Genomic DNA, 16,268 nt, shown 5'->3' with positions numbered 1-16,268 from the left:
GGACGACAGCACGGCCGGGCTGGGGGATGATTGGGCCATGTCGGACACGCCGTCGGTACTCGAGCATCATCGTATGCCCGAGCATGACGCCATGCGCCTCTCGGGCACGGTGGAAGCGATGATGTGGATCCACCGCAACTGCGTCGAGGGCGACGGTGACACCGAGCAGTCGTGTGGTCGCCGACAGCAGTTACTGGAGCTGCGCATGAAGAACCGGTGGAGCTGGCCGCTTCCGAAACCGGATGCGGAATGGCGGTTGCAGCACTGAGGCGGATTCGCCGCCGGGAGTGGAATACCCACGGCGGCAACACAGTTGATGCCGACCATGACCGACGTTGCGCGTCAGCGACTGCACGAAGAAGTGATCGAGCAATTCCGGGCCGGGGGCGGACAGGTCGGCGGGCAGTTCGCCGAGCGTGATCTCCTGTTGCTGACCACCACCGGGGCCCGCACCGGGCAGGAGCGCACCTGGCCGCTGGCCTATCAGCGCGACGGCGACCGCCTGGTGGTCTTCGCCGCCAATGGCGGCCGGCCGCACCGGCCGGGCTGGTATCACAACCTGGTGGCGAACCCGGCCGGGACGGTCGAGGTGGGCACCGAGACCTGGCCGGTCATCGCCGTGGTCGCGAGCGGGGACGAGCGGGCGCGGCTGTGGGACCGGCAGCTCGAGGTGACGCCCTTCATCGCGGATTTCCAAGCGAAAGTGGCGTGGGAGATTCCCGTCGTCGTGCTGACCCGCACGGCCGCAGCGTGAAAATGTCGCGTTTCGCCGGATCACGGCAAGACCCCTGACCCGATGTCCGCCGCCGTTCCGTGGGAGCTTGCGAGCGACCTCCCCGCAAGCCCCATCGCAGAGGGGGCGCAAGGCTAGCGGCGGTCGCGGAAGGTGCGGCGGAGGTCATCGGTCCACTCGGCCGGGACCTCCCAGGGGATGAAATGGCCGCCGTGGTCGTGGGCGGTCACATTCACGAGGTGGTACCACGCGCCACGGTCGCTGTCGCGGAAGTGCCGCGCGCGTTGGGCAGTGGTGACGCCGGGCGGGTTCTCGTGGGCGACGAAGGTGAGGCCGGTGGGGGCCTCGATCACGGGCCAGCGGTCGTGGGACGGGGTCCAGGGGTAGCGATTGTGGTTGGCGTAGAGGCGCATCGAGCTGCCGATGCAGTTGGTGGCCCAGTAGATGGTCGCGTGGGTCAGCACCTCGTCCTTGCTGAACACGGATTCGAAGTCGCCGCCGCGGTGGTCGCTCCAGCGCATCCAGCGCTCCAGGATCCAGGCCAGCATGCCCGCGGGTGAATCCGACAGGCCGTGCGCCAGGGTGGCGGGGGCGAGCATCTGGGCGGTCAGGTGGACCGCGAATCGCTTCTCCAGCTCGATGATTCGCGCGTGCACGTCGCCGGGCAAGCCTTCGGGAATCGGGCGGCCGCCGGTGATGTCCCAGGCGCGTTCGCCGTTGAACAGGTCCAGGCGCTGACCCGAGCCGATGTGGATGCCGTAGAGGGCGTCGGCGTATTTGTGGCCGAGCTGGCCGGTGACCAGGGCGCCGACGTCGCATCCGGCGGCGGCGTAGGTGCGATGGCCCAGCACATCGGTCATGAGGGTGTGCCAGAGGTCGGCGATCTTCCAGAAGTTCAGATCCGGGCGCGACGGGATCGGGGTGGAGAAGCCGAAACCGGGCAGCGAGGGGACGATGACGTCGAACGCGTCGGCGGGATCGCCGCCGTGTGCCGCCGGATCGGCCAGCGGATCGATCACCTTGGACCAGTGCCAGAAGGTCCAGGGCCAGCCGTGGGTGAGGATCAGCGGAATCGGGTTGTCGCCGACGCCGGGTTTGCGCAGGAAGTGGATGGGGACGCCGTCCACCTCGACGCGGTGGTGCTCGTAGGCGTTCATGGCCTTTTCCTGTGCGCGCCAATCGAAGTCGGTGCGCCAGTGGTCGACCAGCTCGCGCAGGTAGGCGGTGGGCACACCGTAGTGGCCGTCGGCATTGCCGTCGTCGTCGAACCAGCGGGTCCGGGCCAGACGCTGCCGGAGGTCGTCGAGGATGTCGTCGGACACGTGAATCGGGGTCTGCTGCAACGGGAGCACGTATTCAATCTAGGGTCGGGGACATGCCAGATCCGACGGAGGTCACCGAGCCGGTGGAACAGGCCGCGGTGATCGCGGTGCCCGACGAGGTGCGCGGCGAATTGCGACGCGGGGTGCGCAGTGTGCTGGTCGACGCGGCGGCGCTGCGGCTGGTGCGCGATCGCTTCGACGAGGTGCAGGCCGGATCGCTGCGGCGATATCTCGAGGCGTCGCAGTCGGCGAATACCTTGCGCGCGTACCGAACCGACTGGATCGCGTGGGCGGCTTGGTGCGCGGCGGAAGCGCGGCAGGCACTACCTGCGGACGCCCTGGATGTGGCGGTGTATCTGGCCGCGGCGGCGGACGCGCGGCGGGAGAACGGCGAATGGGCCTTCAGCGCCGCCACTTTGGAGCGCAAGGCCGCGGCGCTGGCCGCCGTGCACGCCGCCAACGGCTTGCCCTCCCCCACCCGTGGCGACGTGGTGCGGCTGACCCTGCGCGGTATCCGCCGCACCCGGCGCAGCCGGCCCAAGCGGAAGCGGCCGGTGCTGCTGCACACCCTCGATCAGCTGCTGAACGAGTTGCCGGACGCGCAGTGGCCCACCGAGCCGGCCCGCCGCCGCGACACACTGCTGTTGCTGGTCGGATTCGCGGGGGCGCTGCGCCGCAGCGAGATCGCCGCGCTACGGGTCGCCGATGTCGCGGTCACCACCGACCACACCACCGGCGAGCCGCTGCTGCTGATCCAGCTGCCCGCCACCAAGACCGACGCCACCGGTGTCAACGAACAACGCGTCGCCCTGCCCCGCGGTCAGCGCCCGCACACCTGCCCCGTCTGCGCCTTCGCCGACTGGACCCGCCTGCGCGAGGCACACGCCGCCACCGACCTGCGCGCCTGGCTCGACGCCACCCCGCCGCCCGACCCCCACATCCACCGCTGCCACGGCTTCACCGGCACCACCCTCACCGACCCGAATCTGCCGCTGTTCCCGACCATTTCACGCCACGGCGGCATCGCCGCCACGGCCATGTCCGGCCGCGCGGTCGCCGAACTCGTCAAACGCTACGCCGCGCGTGCCGGCCTCGACCCCACCCTCTTCTCCGGTCACTCCCTGCGCGCCGGCTTCGCCACCCAGGCCGCCCTCGGCGGCGCCAGCGACCGCGAGATCATGCGCCAGGGCCGCTGGTCCAACCCCCGCACCGTCCATGGCTACATCCGGACCGCCAACCCGCTCGAGGACAACGCCGTCACGAAGCTGGGCTTGTAGCGGCGATTTCGACGGGCCGGCTACCTCTACTGATCGGCCATCGCTGCGGCGGCCGCAATGCGCTGCTGACGTTTGCCGCCCTTGATGGCGGTGTAGGAGCCCGGTTTGCGGGCTTCGCGGGCGAGGCCCCACACGGTGGATTTGCAGATCGCCTCCTTGACGGTGGCGGCAACGCGGCCGGCCAGGTAGGCCCGACGAGCGGTGTCGTCGAAGTGGGCCAGCTGCACGGTCGCGCGTTTGCGGCCCAGGCTGATGCACTGGCCGATGAACGCGATATCGATTGCGGCGGGCTCGGATTCGGCGAGGCGGCTCAGGATGGTTCCGGCGGCATGGGCACCGAGCGGGATGGCGGCCTGGCAGCTCATGCGCAGGGGTTGGCCGGAGGGGGCGGCGGCGTCACCGGCGGCCAGGATGCGGGGATCGTCGATGCTGGTGAGGGTTTCGTCGGTGAGCAGGCGGCCGACGGCGTCGGTGCTCAGGCCGCTGCGGGCAGCCAGGTCCGGCACGCCGAAACCGGCCGTCCACACCGTGATCGGGCTGGGCAGTTCGCGACCGTCGGCCAGCACGACGCTGTGCGGGTGAACGGCGGTGACTTTGGCATCCGGACCGTCGACGATGGCCACGCCGAGTGCGGTCAGTTGCCGGGCGACCGAGCGGCGGGCGGCGGTTGTCAGGTACGGGCCGAGCAGGCCCCCGCACACCAGGGTGACCGGGCGGCCCTGCTCGGCGAGCTCGGCGGCGGTTTCGATGCCGGTGGGCCCGGCACCGACCACGGTCACCGGTGCGGCCGCATCCGCACCGGCCAGCGCATCGCGCAGCCGCTCGGCATGCTCGAATTCCGCGATGTCGTAGGCATATTCGGCTGCGCCCGGGACGGCCGGGGCCGCCCCGTGGCTGCCGACGGCGTAGATGAGGTAGTCGTAGGCCACATTGCCTCCGCTCTTCAGCGCCACGCTGCGCCGCACCCCATCGATCACCGTCGCCTCATCGACGATCAGCCGGATCCCCGCGCCGAGCAGCGCGTCGTACTCGACCCCGGCGGAACCGGAACCGGCGACCAACTGGTGCAGCCGAATTCGCTCCACGAACTGCGGCCGCGGGTTGAGAACCGTGATCTTCACATCCTCCCGAGTCCGCAGCCGGTTGGCCGCGATGATCCCCGCATATCCGCCGCCGACCACGACGACCCTGACGACCCGCTCCATGTCCGCCCTCCTTCACCGTTGGTGGTATCGGACATGAAGACACCATTCGAGCCCAATGTGTGACATCGCGGCGCGTGTCGGGTGACGCGGCTCACCGCGACACCCACGTCACCGAGGCCGTCGCTTGCGGGCCGCGAGCGCTTCGGATCAGGTCAGGGCGGACCGTCTCTGACCGAAATGCGCGGAGCGTGGCGGGTGATGGCCGCGGTCAGGCTCTCACGCGATACGCGCCGGCCCGTCATGCGGCGGTACGCCCAGCGGATGGTGCCGTCGGCACCGGGGATCAGTCGGCGCGACCCGACGTCGCGCGGGAGCCGGGCCGACGACTCGGGAATCGGGCGGGCAGCCGGACCACCTCGGGAGGGTTGGATGGTGTCACGCGACCGCGGACGGGACCCGCGGCACTCGACAACCGACAATTTCGCCTTCCTTGACAAATATTTTTGTCGGTGGGATTCTGGGTTGGTGCTGGACGTCGCTGTGATCGAAGAACCCGCGGCGGCCGAGGCTTCCCTGGACCCGATCCGGTCCCGGATCCTCGCCGCTCTCGCCGAGCCGGGCTCGGCCGCCATGCTCGCCGGTCGGCTCGGGCTACCGCGGCAGAAGGTGAACTACCACCTCAAGGAGCTGGAGCGGCACGGGCTGGTCGAGTTGGTCGAGGAACGGCGCAAGGGCAATGTCACCGAGCGTGTATTCCGGGCCACGGCAGCCTCTTACGTGATCTCCCCCAGCGCGCTGGGTGCGGTCAGCCCGGATCCGGCGCGCTCACCCGACCAGCTGTCGGCGCGGTGGCTGGTGGCGCTGGGCGCGCGGCTGGTGCAGGAGGTCGGGGCGCTGCTGACCGGCGCGGCCCGGGCGCAGCGGCGGGTCGCGACCTTCGGAATCGACGCGCAGGTGCGGTTCGCCTCGGCGGCCGACCGGGCGGCGTTCGCCGAGGAGCTGGCACAGGCAGTGACCACACTGGTCAGCCGCTACCACGACGAGTCCGCACCGGGCGGGCGCGGCCACCGGGTGGTTGTCGGCATGCACCAGATACCCACAGCGCGGAAAGACACCGAATCCGAAGCAGGACAGGAGAACTGACCATGGGGCATCCGTTCGAGATCGAGCTGGAGGCGACCCTGCCCGCGAGCCCGGACCAGGTCTGGGAGGCGATCGCGACCGGGCCGGGAATCGACTCCTGGTTCATGGGGCGCAACGAGGTCGAGGCACGGACCGGCGGGACCGCTGCCATGGATACCGGTGGCCGGCGGGAAGAGTCGGTGATCACCGCGTACGAGCCGGGCAAGCACTTTGCCACCCGCACCGGGACCGACGAGGACGGCCGGTTCATGGCCTTCGAGTATCTACTCGAGGGACGCGAGGGCGGCAGCACCGTGCTGCGTGTGGTCCACAGCGGCATGCTGGGCGACGACTGGCAAGACGAATACGACGCCCTGCGCCGCGGCTGGCCGTTCCACCTGAACACGCTGCGCGAATACCTGACGCACTTCCCGGGCCGGATCGCAGCTCCCGTATTCGCCGTCGCCATGGGCTCTTCCGGGCAGGCGGTGCGGTCGGCGCTCATCCGGGCGCTGGCGCTACCGGACCCGGTGGTGGTGGGCGCGCGGGTGCAGGCCGAACCGGCGGGCCTGCCGCCGCTGGACGGTGAGGTGGTCTGGGCCGACGACGAGCGGTTCGAGATCCGCACCGCCGACGGGCTCTACACCTTCCACCACGCGCCCACCGGGCTGGCACTGATGTTCCATCACCTGTTCGGTCCCGACACCGCCGGGGCCGAGGCCGCCTGGCAACAGTGGCTCACCAGCTTGCTGGGCTGAAGCGGACCCGGCCGAACCATTCGAATCACCAACCGACACAACACATATCAAGGAGCAGAGCATGCGCACTCTCATCAGCACCGCCTTCATTTCCCTCGACGGCGTCGTGGAGGGCCCGGGTGGCGAACCCGGCTACCGGAACTCCGGCTGGACCTTCAAGGATGTCGAATTCGTTCCCGAGGCCTACGAACTCAAGGGACGCGAGCAGGAGGAAGCCACCGCGATGCTGATGGGCCGCGTCAGCTATGAGGCGTTCAGCCCGGTGTGGCCGGACATGGCGGATTTCGCCGGGTACAAGGGCATGCCGAAATACGTCGTCTCCACCACCCTCACCGATGCCGACCTGGTGACGAACTGGGGCGAGACCACCATCCTGCGCACCCTCGACGAGGTGGCCGCCCTGAAGGACACCGACGGCGGCCCGATCATCATCCACGGCAGCGCCTCGCTCAACCGCGCCCTCTCCGACGCGGGCCTCATCGACCGCTACCACCTGCTGGTCTTCCCGGTCCTGCTCGGCGCGGGCAAGCGCCTGTTCTCCGAGTCCGACAAGGACGCCCAGAAGCTGAAGCTGGTCGAGGCCGCCACCTACTCCAACGGAATCCAGAAGAATATTTTCGACGTCGTCCGCTGAGGCATCCGGCCCGGATCCGGCAGTTCCCTAGGTGATTCTGGGCGGCGCGGCGGGGGCCTCGGGTGCCCACGCCAAAGAAGATGAGTTGGCTGTGCAGACTGCTGTCGAGCAGTGGCACGAAGACCGTTCTCACACCGGCTGACTGGGTGTCGAGGCCCCGCACGGCGGCGGCCAGTTCGGGCGCGGCATGCTCGAACTCTCTCCAGGTGGCCATCGGTCCACCATGTCATATCGATCGGCCGCACCGGTGGCGACCACGCCAGCGCGCCCACAGACAAAGAACAGCGGCGTGGATTATTGTGGCCGCGTGGGCTTTACCGACTATGGTCCGGGCGACGTCGTGTACTTCCCGGAGGGGCCGTTCATCGGAATCTGCGCCGTCGTGCGCACCGTCGACGAGCACCGGGAAGAACTACGCATCGACTTCAGCGAAGGCCTGGTCCACCGGGAGGGCGGCGTCCTGAGCGAACGCCGCCACAGCTTCACCGTCCGTTTCGACGAGGTCGAACTCGTCTGACCCGCACCGCGCAGTCCGCAGCAGGTGGGTCAGCCCGCCTCGCACGGCGTCAACTCTTCAAGAACCTGAGGTAGAAGGCTGCGAAAATCAGGACGATGCCGATGTTCACCATCAGGCGTTCCCAGAAATGGTTTCGGAAGAAGAGGATGTCCACGCCGACGATTACGACTATCAGCGCGAGGACGTAGAGAACGACTGTTGGCGCTCTTCCCATGTCGTAGTTGTACTACTGACTGCCGCTGTGGGGCTGGAGTCTGAGCTCCGGATCGGCGAATTCTCGAGTCCGAGTCACGGCCAGCAGTTGCCGGCGGATGGCCATTCGGAGCGCGGGATCGGGTCAGGCGGGCGGGGTGCCGAGGATCGTGGTGGGTTCCTTCTCGTCGCGCGGATCGCGGTCGGCGTCGTGGATCGCCTCGTTGCGGGCGACCAGGCCGGATACGTCCGCCAGGGGGATGTGCGGAATCAGCAGGGCCACAATGAAAGCGATGGCCAGGCCGGGGAGCAGGTAGGCGAATACCGGAACCAGCGCATCGGCGTAGGACCCGACGATGGCATCGCGCAGTGGCGCCGGAAGGTGGTCGACGACCGTCGGCGGCAGGGCCGCCGGGTTGGCCCCGGTGGACAGCACCTCGCCGGGGTGCGCCCGGAAGGCGGTGTCCAGGTTGCCGGTGAGACGGTGGGTGAAGATGGAACCGAAGATGGCGACGCCCAGCGCGCCGCCCATCTCACGGAAGTAGTTGTTCGCACTCGTCGCGGTCCCGACATCCGTTGCGGGAACGGCGTTCTGGACCAGCAGCACCAGCAGCTGCATGACCATGCCGAGCCCCAGTCCGATGACGAACAGCATCGTCGACACCACCGACGCCGGGGTGTGCGCGTCCAGGCGCGTCATCCAGATCATGCCGGCGGCGATGATGACCACGCCCAGTGGCGGGTAGACCCGGCAGCGGCCGGTGCGGGTCACCGCACCCAGGGTGACGGACACGGTCAGGAACATGCCGATGGTCATGGGGATCGACAGCAGCCCGGACGCCGATGCCGAGACGCCCGTGGCCATTTGGAGAAACGTCGGCACGAACGCCACCGACGCGAACATGATCAGCCCCATGATGAAACCGAGCAGCGAGGTGGTCGCGAAGGTGCGGTTGCGGAACAGTCGCAGCGGCAGCATCGGTTCGGCGGCTCGTGATTCCACGCCGATGAATACCGAGATCACCACCGCCACGGTCACCATCATGGCGAGTATCGTCGGCGAGCCCCACCCGTAGCGCTTGCCACCCCAGTCGCTGATCAGGATGAGCAGGGTGGTGCCCGCGCTCATCAGCGCCGCGCCGAGATAGTCCGGCCGCACGGCCGGCCGCTTGCTGGGCAAGGTCAGATATCGTGCGGCAATGATCAAGGCCGCCAACCCGATCGGCACATTGATCCAGAAGCACCATCGCCAGCCCAGGTGATCGGCGAACTCGCCGCCGAGGATGGGTCCGCCGACCGCCGTGAGCCCGTAGATCGCGCCCATCGGCGCACCGTATTTGCCGAGTTCCCGGGCGGGCACCACATCGGCCATGGTGGCCTGGGCGAGAATCATCAGCCCGCCGCCGCCCACGCCCTGCAGCGCCCGGAAGGCGATGAACTCCCAGAACCCGGTCGACACCGCCGCACCGAAGGAGGCCGCCGTGAACACGGTGATGGCGAACAGGAAAAGCCGGCGCCGCCCGAACAGGTCGCCGAACTTGCCGTACAGCGGCATGACGAGGGTGGTGGCCAGCAGGTAGGCGGTGGTGGTCCAGGCCATGTGCGGGACGCCGCCGAGCTGACCCACGATGGTGGGCATGGCCGCGCCGGTGATCATCTGATCGAGGCTGGCGAGCAGCAGTCCGGCGGACAGGGCCGCGAAGATGAGCCAGATGCGCCGCTGTGTCATGACGAGGGGCGCGGAATCGGTGGTGGCGAGAGCCATTTCGTGAGTCCTCGGTGCTGAAGGGTGGTCACCAGCGCACGGGCAGCGCGGTCAGTCCGCCGGTGAAGACCTCGTCTCGCTCGGCGAGGGTGGCCGGGTCGACGGCGAGGGTCAGGGTGGGGAATCGGCGCACGAGTTGCCCGAAGGCGACCTGCAATTCGAGCCGGGCCAGCGGCGCACCGAGGCAGTAGCGGGGGCCGTAGCCGAACAGGAAGTGTGCGGCCTCCTGCCGGGTGATGTCCACGCGCTCGGGATCGGTGAACAGCGCCCGGTCGTGATTGGCGGAGGCGATGCCCAGCAGCACCAGATCACCGGCCGCGATCTGCACATCGGCGACTTCGAGCGCACTGCGCGCGTACCGGGGCAGGCTGCTGGCGTCGCAGGCGCGCAGCAGTTCCTCGGCGGCCGAGGCCACCAGTTCGGGCCGTTCGTGCAGCAGCCGCCACTGGCCGGGATTCTCCAGCAGCATGCGCACCCCGACCCCGATCTGCACCGCCGAGGTCTCGTGCCCGGCGAACAGCAGAACCATGGCGTGCGTGGCGATTTCGGTGTCGGCGACGCCGTCGATCGCGCACAGCCGGGACACGACGTCGTCGCCGGGATCGCGGCGCTTCTCCCCGACCAGCTCCAGACAGTAGGCGAACAGCTCGGCCACCCCCTGCTCGACCTTGGCGCGGTCGGCGACATTGCCGACCGCGTCGACCCAGTCCCGGAACAGGTTCCGGTCGGTGTACGGCACCCCGAGCAGCTCGCAGATCACCAGCAGCGGCAGCGGCAGGGCGAGCGCGGCCTGCAGATCGGCGGGCGAGCCCTGCTCGGCCATCGCGTCGAGCAGCTCCGAGGTGAGTTGCTCGACCCGCGGCCGCAACTCCCGCATCCGCCTGGGCGAGAAGTGCGGCTGCAGCAGGGTGCGCATGCGCGCGTGATCTTCGAGCTCGGTGTCGAAATTGCCGATCGGCCCGCCCGAGAAGGCCGACTCCCCCAGCCGCGCCGCGGTTTCCGGCGTGCGATGCGCGCGGCCCAGCCGCGGATCGGTGAACAGGTCGCGCACCAGCTCGTAACCGGTGGCCAGCCAGGCCGGATCGCCCGTGGGGGTGGTGACCCGGGTGACCCCGGATCCGACGACCCCGGTCACCGGGCAGATGGACGGAGGGAGCGGCATTGTCATGGCGGTGCTGTCCTCAGGGGAGTTCGATCAGAACGGCGTGGTGTTGAACGGTTTCCGCGCGGGGGCGAAGGCACGGTCCAGCGCCTCGAGGGCACCGGTGGTCATCTCCTCCACGCGGCCGGCGCGCGCGAGCTCGCCGAGGGTGTGTGCGCCGAAGTAGGCGGTGGTGAGTTCCAGCGGGCCGATGCGGACATCGGCCACGGCCTCCTCGACGGGCGACCAGCTGCTGCGACCACCCGCGATATCGAGCAGGTAGGCGCCGGAGCTCAGGCCCCATGGATCGGCGACCTCGACCACCCCGTGGAAGTCGCCGCGGAACTCCCGCGACGCGATGGCCTTGGGCAGGTTCAGGATCCACATCCACATGCCCGCGTCGATTCCGGTCACCGCGGCCGCGCGGGAGTCCTCGAGCAGCAGCGGGGTGGGGTCGTCGAGCGCGGTGTCCATCCGGATCTCCGTGTACTCGCCCTGCCCGAGCAGGCACCGCAGCAGTTCCCGGTGCGCGGCGACGGTGAGTGCGCAGAAGTCCTTGACCAGCACCGCATTCCCGGCCAGGTCGTAGATCACGTACCCGTCCGGGTGCACGATGATGAAGGACTGCGGGCTGATGGCACTCGCCCACCAGGATTCGCCGCGATCCAGTGCGCCCGGGGTGGCCTGCTGCCACAGCGCGTAGATCCGCCGCAGCTCCCCCACCGATTCCGCCAGCCCGACCTCGCGCACCGAGGCCGAATCCCGCTCGGAGACCCGCAGTTTCGCGCGTCCCCGGTCGATGCGCAGGTGCCGGGTGTGCGTCGTGACCCCGACATAGGCGTAGCTGCCGCCCGGGCCGGGCATGGCAGCCAGCACGTCCGCTTCGGTCTCCATGGCGATGGTCATGAGCTCGGCCTGAACCTTGGCGTAGATGCCGCGCTTCTGGTGGGTGGTGGCGACCATGCCCTGCGCGCACGCCGCGACCGACAACTGCGCGCCGCCGGGCGCGGTCACCGTGGTGCGGATGATCGCGGCGGTCCCCACGATGCGCGGTTGCCGCGCCATCGAGACGTCCTCGACCACCGCGATGTCCTCGAGCCGGAACTGTCGCTTCCATGCCTCGAAATCGTGGGTCTTCACCCCGCCGAATGCGCGGGCATACCGCCCGCGCAGCTCGTCCCAGTCCGATTCGACGGCCCGGCGGGTGATGATGCCGTCGATGATGCGGCTCTCCCAGTCCGCCATGAGTTCCGATGTCATGCCATGCCTTTCGGGTCGGGAGCGGGGTGCGCGGGCAGGTCGGCGGCGTGGGTGCGCACCTTGTCGAGCGCGGTCAGGATGTCGTCGACGTCGCCGCGCCGGCCCAGCAGCACGCTGTGGTGCAGCAGCAGGGTGTGGTCGCGGTAGTGGTCGGCTCCGGGGAGGGGGCGACCGGCGGCGCGTTCGACGGCGCCGGCCCACCAGCGCGCGAAGCGGGGTTTGGTGTGCGGGCGCAGCAGGGCGCTGCGGTGCAGGGGCGCGCGCGGCGGGTAGACCCTGGTGCCCAGTTCGGCGGTGAGGGCCGCGGCCACCTGGTCGACGGTGGCGTCACCGAAAGTGCCGGGCTCGAAACGGATTCCGTATTCATAGACGGCTCGCCGATCCACCGGGGCGGGCACCGGAATGGGTGCCAGGCCGGGGATTCCGGGCAGGCCGGCTTCGAGTTCCTTGGCGCGCGTCTCCCGGATCGTGTGCTGGTCGTCCAGGCGTGGCAGCTGGTCGAGCAGCAGCGCCGCGGTCAGTTCGGACATGCAATAGTTCGCGCCCATGACCGTGCCGTCCTCGACGAGCTCGTATTCCCCGGGCGCGGGACCGTCGTCGGTGTATCCGCGGGAGTCGGCGCGCAGCATGAGCATTCGCCGGTAGAGCTCCGGGCTGCCCGTGATCGCGGCCCCCGCCTCCCCGGCGGCGAGGGATTTGGCGGCCCCGAGGCTGAAGACGCCGATCTGGCCGAAGGTACCGACCGCGCGTCCGGCCCATCGGGTGCCGTGGGCCTGCGAGCAGTCCTCGATCAGCGCGAGCCCGGCGGCGTCGGTGACCGCGGTGATCCGGTCGAGTTCGGCTGCGGTACAGGCCAGGTGCACCACGATGACCGCTCTGGTGCGTGGTGAGACCGCGGCGCCGAGGTGGTCGGCGGTGAGGCAGCCGGTGGCGGCATCGACGTCGACGAGCACCGGGACCGCGCCCACCCGCAGCACCGCGGTGGCCGGGGCAACCCAGGTCATGGCGGGCACGATCACCTCGTCGCCGGGGCCGACGTCGAGCGCTTCGAGCGCGATGACCAGGGCGCTCGAGCCGTGGTCGACGCTGACCCCGTAGTCCGCGCCGTTGTAGCGGGCGAACGCCTCCCCGAACATCCGCTCCCGGGACTTGCCGCCGTTCGGGCTGTACCAGGTGACCGACCACCGCGACGAGTGCAGTGCCGCAAGCAGTTCCGCGGCGGTGCGATTGTCGTACTGGGGCCAGCGTGGCCACGGGCGCGCCGCGCGCACCGGCGGGCCGCCGAGTATCGCGAGCACGGCGGGCCTACCCGACCACGACCGGCGCGGACGCCGACGGCTGAGCGATCACGTCGAGGGCGGCGCGGATCTCGCGCACCGCCACCGGCACCAGCGGCAGGCCGCCGGTGCACTCCGGGCGTCCGAGAGCGCGCAGCAGCACGAACGGCACCGCATCGGGCCGAGGCGGCAGATAGCCCCTCTTGTTGTCGTCGGCGACCACCGCGAGCACATCGTCGATACGCACCGAATCCGGCAGCGCGGGCTCCACCCCCAGACCGGTGACGATCTCGTAGTGGACGCTCACCTCGTCGTCGGACAGCCACCCGCGCGCGTGCGAGATGTGCGCGGCCACCAGCATTCCCAGCGCAATCGCGGCGCCGTGCGGCAGGCCCGCCGCGCCGCGCACGCGATGATCGCAGATCTCGATGGCGTGGCCGGCGGTGTGACCGTATTCGAGGACCAGCCCCGCGCCGCGCTCGTACGTGTCGTCCCGGGTGACCGCGGATTTCGCGGCGATGCTGGCGTCCAGCAGCCACAGCAGCGAATCCGGTGCGGTCATGTTGCCGATCACCGCTCGCAACCCGGCCAATGCGGACGGGTCGATGGCGAGGCAGTTCTTCGCCATTTCGCACAGGCCCGAGCGCAATTCACGTTCGGGCAGGGTGGTGAAGAACTCGACGTCGGTGAATACCGCCTCGGGCGCGTAATAGGTGCCCAGATGGTTCTTGCCCACTCCGCTGTTGATGGCCTGCTTGAGCGAGAGCACCGAATCCATCGCCGCGATGGTCGTGGTCGGTACGTGCACCAGCCGCACACCCCGGAACAGCAGATTCGCCATCAGCCCCGCCAGATTGCCGGGCACACCACCCCCGAAGGACACCACTACCGACCGTCGCGTGATGCCCGCGCGCAAGGCGGCTTCCAGGTGGCCGGACAGGCAGGTCAGCGTTTTCATCGACTCGCCGGAGGGATGCGAAAGGATCAGGGACGGAATCGATCCGGCCAGCCGGTCGATATCACGGCGGTAGCGCGACAGCACCTCGTCATCGGTGACGAATACCAGCCGGTCCGCGCCCAGCGCGGCGATGGCCGCACCGATCTCGGTGGTGCAGTCGCGGCCGAAATAATAGGGAAACGATTGTTCCCCGATCACTATCGGGCGCGACCGCAGCCCCGATTCGTCGCCCGACAATGAATTACTGGCCATTTCCGGTGCCGCTCCTCGCTATTCGCCGATACCCCCATCGACTCCCCGGCCGGCGCCGCTGCCGTCCCTCGCACGGCCAATATCGAATGCGAGCTCCCCGCTTGGCAACCGCTCGGATACCCCAGTCATGAGCAGGCGAATTCGCGAGCACCACTGCGCGAAACCGGTTTCCGCACCGCGACCACCGGCGGTGGTATCGCCGCATCCGGGCACCCCGGCTCGTCGTTCCACCGCACCCGGCGGCGGGCGGGCACCTAGGGTGGAGGCACGCTGATCTGTTCGAGGGGATGCCGTTGGCCGACAACGAGTTCGGGCTGCCTACCGCCGAGGGGCTGCGCGCGCCTACGCTGGCCGAGTTCGTGCGCGAGCGGCGCGCACGGGCCACGGGCCGGCATCCGGCGGGGCTGACCCGGAAGCAGCTGGCCGAGGCCACCCACGCCAGCCTGGGCTATATCGCCAAGATCGAACAGGGTGAGGCGCTCAATCCCGGCCCGGCCATTCTGGATTCGCTGGCGGCGGTGCTGGAGCTGGATGTGGCCGAGCGCATCCACCTCTACCACCTGGCCCAGCAGCGCCCGGCCGCCTCGTCCGCGCGGGCGCTGCGCGTCGGGGATCCGGCGGTGGGCGCGGTGCGCGCCATTCTGGACGCGCTGCTGCCGCATCTGGCGGCGGCCCTCGACGACGGCTGGCATGTGGTGGCGTGCAACAGCGCCTTCGACTCGGCGCTGCCGGGATTGTCGCGGCACGGCCACGTGCTGCGGTGGATGTTCACCGACCCGCGGGCACGCCTCGTGGTCGAGGAGTGGGAGCGCGAGGCCCAGTTGATGGTCGGGCGCTTCCGCGCCTACGCCGCCGGGTCCCGCGACCGCGACGAGATCGAGCAACTGCTACGGGAACTGGGCGAGCAGCCCGATTTCCAGCGGCTGTGGACCGCAGGACACGTGCACATCGGCCGCCACGACCCCACCTTCACGCTGCGCGATCCGCGCACCGCCACCGTGTTCGACGTGCGGGTGCAGCGCTATCGCGGGACCGCGCCGGGACCGGCGCACCAGCTGTTCCTCGGACTGATCGAGACCTGATCAGGACGGCAGGGCGGCGAGGAACTCCCGCAGCAGTGCGTTGAACTCGCCGGGGTGGGTGAGGTTCGGTGTCATGGCGGCCCCGGCGATGGTGTGCACCGGGGCCGGACTGCCCAGCGCCGCAGCCAGTTCCGCGACCTCCTCGGCACTGGTGGCCTGATCGGCCAGCCCGCGGATCACCAGCGCCGGACAGTCGATGTCACCGAGCAGCTCGTGCACCGAGTCACGGTTGACCAGGCATTCGCCCGCCAACCGCATCCGATTGCGCGGCGCGGTCGCCCATTTCGCCCGCCACGGCTGCTGATCGGCGGCGGTGCCCCCGATCATGAGCGAGCACACCATTCTGATGGTGGGCCCCGGGGTCGCGCTGCTCGCCCACATGTCGAGCACCTCGCGGTACCCGGCACGCCGCCGCGGCGTCATGGCCGCCGCGCTCGACCCGATCACGATCAGCCCCGCCACCCGCGGCCGCGCCAGCAGCGCCATGCGCACGGCCGTGAACCCGCCGTGCGCGACCCCGCCCACCACGACGCGCTCGAGGCCCAGCTCGTCCACCACCGCCCACGCGTCCCGGGCGAGATCCCAGTGGCTGAACGGGGTTTCGTCGTCCTCGCTGGCCCCGTGCCCGCGTGAGTCGATGGCGATGATCCGGTAGTCGGGCGCGAGCGCGTCCATCTGCGGGGCGAACATCTCCTGGTCCATGAACAGGCTGTGCCCGAACACCACCGCCGGCCCCGGCCCGCCGGTATCGGTGTAGTGGATCTTGACCGATCCGCGGCTCGCAAACGGCATTCCGAAACTCTTTCGCTTCACCCGGCAGGAAGCGCTCACCG

General features: G+C 69.7%; 16 protein-coding genes. 8 read left to right on the top strand and 8 right to left on the bottom strand.

Features of this window, described 5'->3' with window-relative positions; genetic code table 11:
* Nucleotides 1-73 precede the first annotated feature (73 nt).
* Both ACFXKA_RS21220 and ACFXKA_RS21215 read left to right on the top strand, forming a co-directional pair.
* Nucleotides 74-268: a hypothetical protein gene (locus ACFXKA_RS21220; protein ID WP_379428541.1), complete on the top strand. Its 195-nt coding sequence runs from the start codon at nt 74-76 to the stop codon at nt 266-268.
* A 57-nt stretch (nt 269-325) separates the two neighbouring features.
* The gene (locus ACFXKA_RS21215; RefSeq protein WP_379428540.1) at nt 326-754 is read left to right on the top strand and encodes a nitroreductase family deazaflavin-dependent oxidoreductase; all 429 of its coding nucleotides are present in this window, start codon (nt 326-328) and stop codon (nt 752-754) included.
* Between the two features lie 113 nt (nt 755-867).
* On the opposite strand, the gene ACFXKA_RS21210 is transcribed toward ACFXKA_RS21215, so the two are convergent.
* Complete coding sequence (locus ACFXKA_RS21210) at nt 868-2,085, bottom strand: epoxide hydrolase family protein (protein ID WP_379428539.1); 1,218 nt, start codon at nt 2,083-2,085, stop codon at nt 868-870.
* A gap of 23 nt (nt 2,086-2,108) precedes the next feature.
* Between ACFXKA_RS21210 and ACFXKA_RS21205 the strand changes: the two genes are divergently transcribed.
* On the top strand, nt 2,109-3,332 hold the full coding sequence (locus ACFXKA_RS21205) for a site-specific integrase (RefSeq protein WP_354832944.1): 1,224 nt from the start codon (nt 2,109-2,111) through the stop codon (nt 3,330-3,332).
* A gap of 26 nt (nt 3,333-3,358) precedes the next feature.
* On the opposite strand, the gene ACFXKA_RS21200 is transcribed toward ACFXKA_RS21205, so the two are convergent.
* The gene (locus ACFXKA_RS21200; protein WP_379428538.1) at nt 3,359-4,537 is read right to left on the bottom strand and encodes an NAD(P)/FAD-dependent oxidoreductase; all 1,179 of its coding nucleotides are present in this window, start codon (nt 4,535-4,537) and stop codon (nt 3,359-3,361) included.
* Between the two features lie 465 nt (nt 4,538-5,002).
* On the opposite strand from ACFXKA_RS21200, the gene ACFXKA_RS21195 reads away from it, so the two are divergent.
* From ACFXKA_RS21195 to ACFXKA_RS21180, 4 genes are all read left to right on the top strand, one after another.
* Nucleotides 5,003-5,620 (top strand): ArsR/SmtB family transcription factor, encoded by a 618-nt coding sequence (locus ACFXKA_RS21195; protein ID WP_379428537.1) that lies wholly within the window; start codon nt 5,003-5,005, stop codon nt 5,618-5,620.
* A gap of 2 nt (nt 5,621-5,622) precedes the next feature.
* Nucleotides 5,623-6,357, top strand: coding sequence for an SRPBCC domain-containing protein (locus tag ACFXKA_RS21190; protein ID WP_379428536.1), 735 nt, complete (start codon nt 5,623-5,625; stop codon nt 6,355-6,357).
* A gap of 61 nt (nt 6,358-6,418) precedes the next feature.
* Nucleotides 6,419-6,991, top strand: a complete 573-nt coding sequence (locus tag ACFXKA_RS21185) for a dihydrofolate reductase family protein (RefSeq protein ID WP_379428535.1) — start codon at nt 6,419-6,421, stop codon at nt 6,989-6,991.
* 307 nt (nt 6,992-7,298) lie between these two features.
* Nucleotides 7,299-7,508: a hypothetical protein gene (locus tag ACFXKA_RS21180; protein WP_354832956.1), complete on the top strand. Its 210-nt coding sequence runs from the start codon at nt 7,299-7,301 to the stop codon at nt 7,506-7,508.
* A gap of 337 nt (nt 7,509-7,845) precedes the next feature.
* On the opposite strand, the gene ACFXKA_RS21175 is transcribed toward ACFXKA_RS21180, so the two are convergent.
* The 5 genes from ACFXKA_RS21175 to ACFXKA_RS21155 are packed head-to-tail and all read right to left on the bottom strand — an operon-like array spanning nt 7,846 to nt 14,353.
* Nucleotides 7,846-9,465, bottom strand: coding sequence for an MDR family MFS transporter (locus ACFXKA_RS21175; RefSeq protein ID WP_379428534.1), 1,620 nt, complete (start codon nt 9,463-9,465; stop codon nt 7,846-7,848).
* A gap of 28 nt (nt 9,466-9,493) precedes the next feature.
* Nucleotides 9,494-10,633 carry a cytochrome P450 gene (locus ACFXKA_RS21170; RefSeq protein WP_379428533.1) on the bottom strand — a complete coding sequence of 380 codons (1,140 nt, stop codon included), beginning with the start codon at nt 10,631-10,633 and terminating at the stop codon, nt 9,494-9,496.
* Between the two features lie 27 nt (nt 10,634-10,660).
* Complete coding sequence (locus ACFXKA_RS21165; RefSeq protein WP_379428532.1) at nt 10,661-11,866, bottom strand: GNAT family N-acetyltransferase; 1,206 nt, start codon at nt 11,864-11,866, stop codon at nt 10,661-10,663.
* Nucleotides 11,863-13,164: a DegT/DnrJ/EryC1/StrS family aminotransferase gene (locus ACFXKA_RS21160; RefSeq protein WP_379428531.1), complete on the bottom strand. Its 1,302-nt coding sequence runs from the start codon at nt 13,162-13,164 to the stop codon at nt 11,863-11,865. The genes ACFXKA_RS21165 and ACFXKA_RS21160 overlap by 4 nt, the downstream gene beginning before the upstream one ends.
* A 7-nt stretch (nt 13,165-13,171) precedes the next feature.
* Entirely contained in the window at nt 13,172-14,353 is a 1,182-nt protein-coding gene (locus ACFXKA_RS21155) for a 2-deoxy-scyllo-inosose synthase (protein ID WP_379428530.1), read from the bottom strand.
* A gap of 293 nt (nt 14,354-14,646) precedes the next feature.
* Between ACFXKA_RS21155 and ACFXKA_RS21150 the strand changes: the two genes are divergently transcribed.
* A complete protein-coding gene (locus ACFXKA_RS21150; RefSeq protein WP_379428529.1) occupies nt 14,647-15,435 on the top strand; it encodes a helix-turn-helix domain-containing protein in 789 nt (262 codons plus the stop codon).
* Here ACFXKA_RS21150 and ACFXKA_RS21145 read toward each other — a convergent pair whose 3' ends face one another.
* Nucleotides 15,436-16,227 carry an alpha/beta fold hydrolase gene (locus ACFXKA_RS21145; RefSeq protein ID WP_379428528.1) on the bottom strand — a complete coding sequence of 264 codons (792 nt, stop codon included), beginning with the start codon at nt 16,225-16,227 and terminating at the stop codon, nt 15,436-15,438.
* Between the last annotated feature and the right edge of the window lie 41 nt (nt 16,228-16,268).

The sequence above is a fragment of the Nocardia sp. NPDC059228 genome (assembly GCF_042754245.1).
In the GTDB taxonomy this organism is placed as follows: Bacteria; Actinomycetota; Actinomycetes; order Mycobacteriales; family Mycobacteriaceae; genus Nocardia.
Note: the sequence above shows the minus strand (reverse complement) of the source record. Positions and strands in the feature narration are given on the sequence as shown.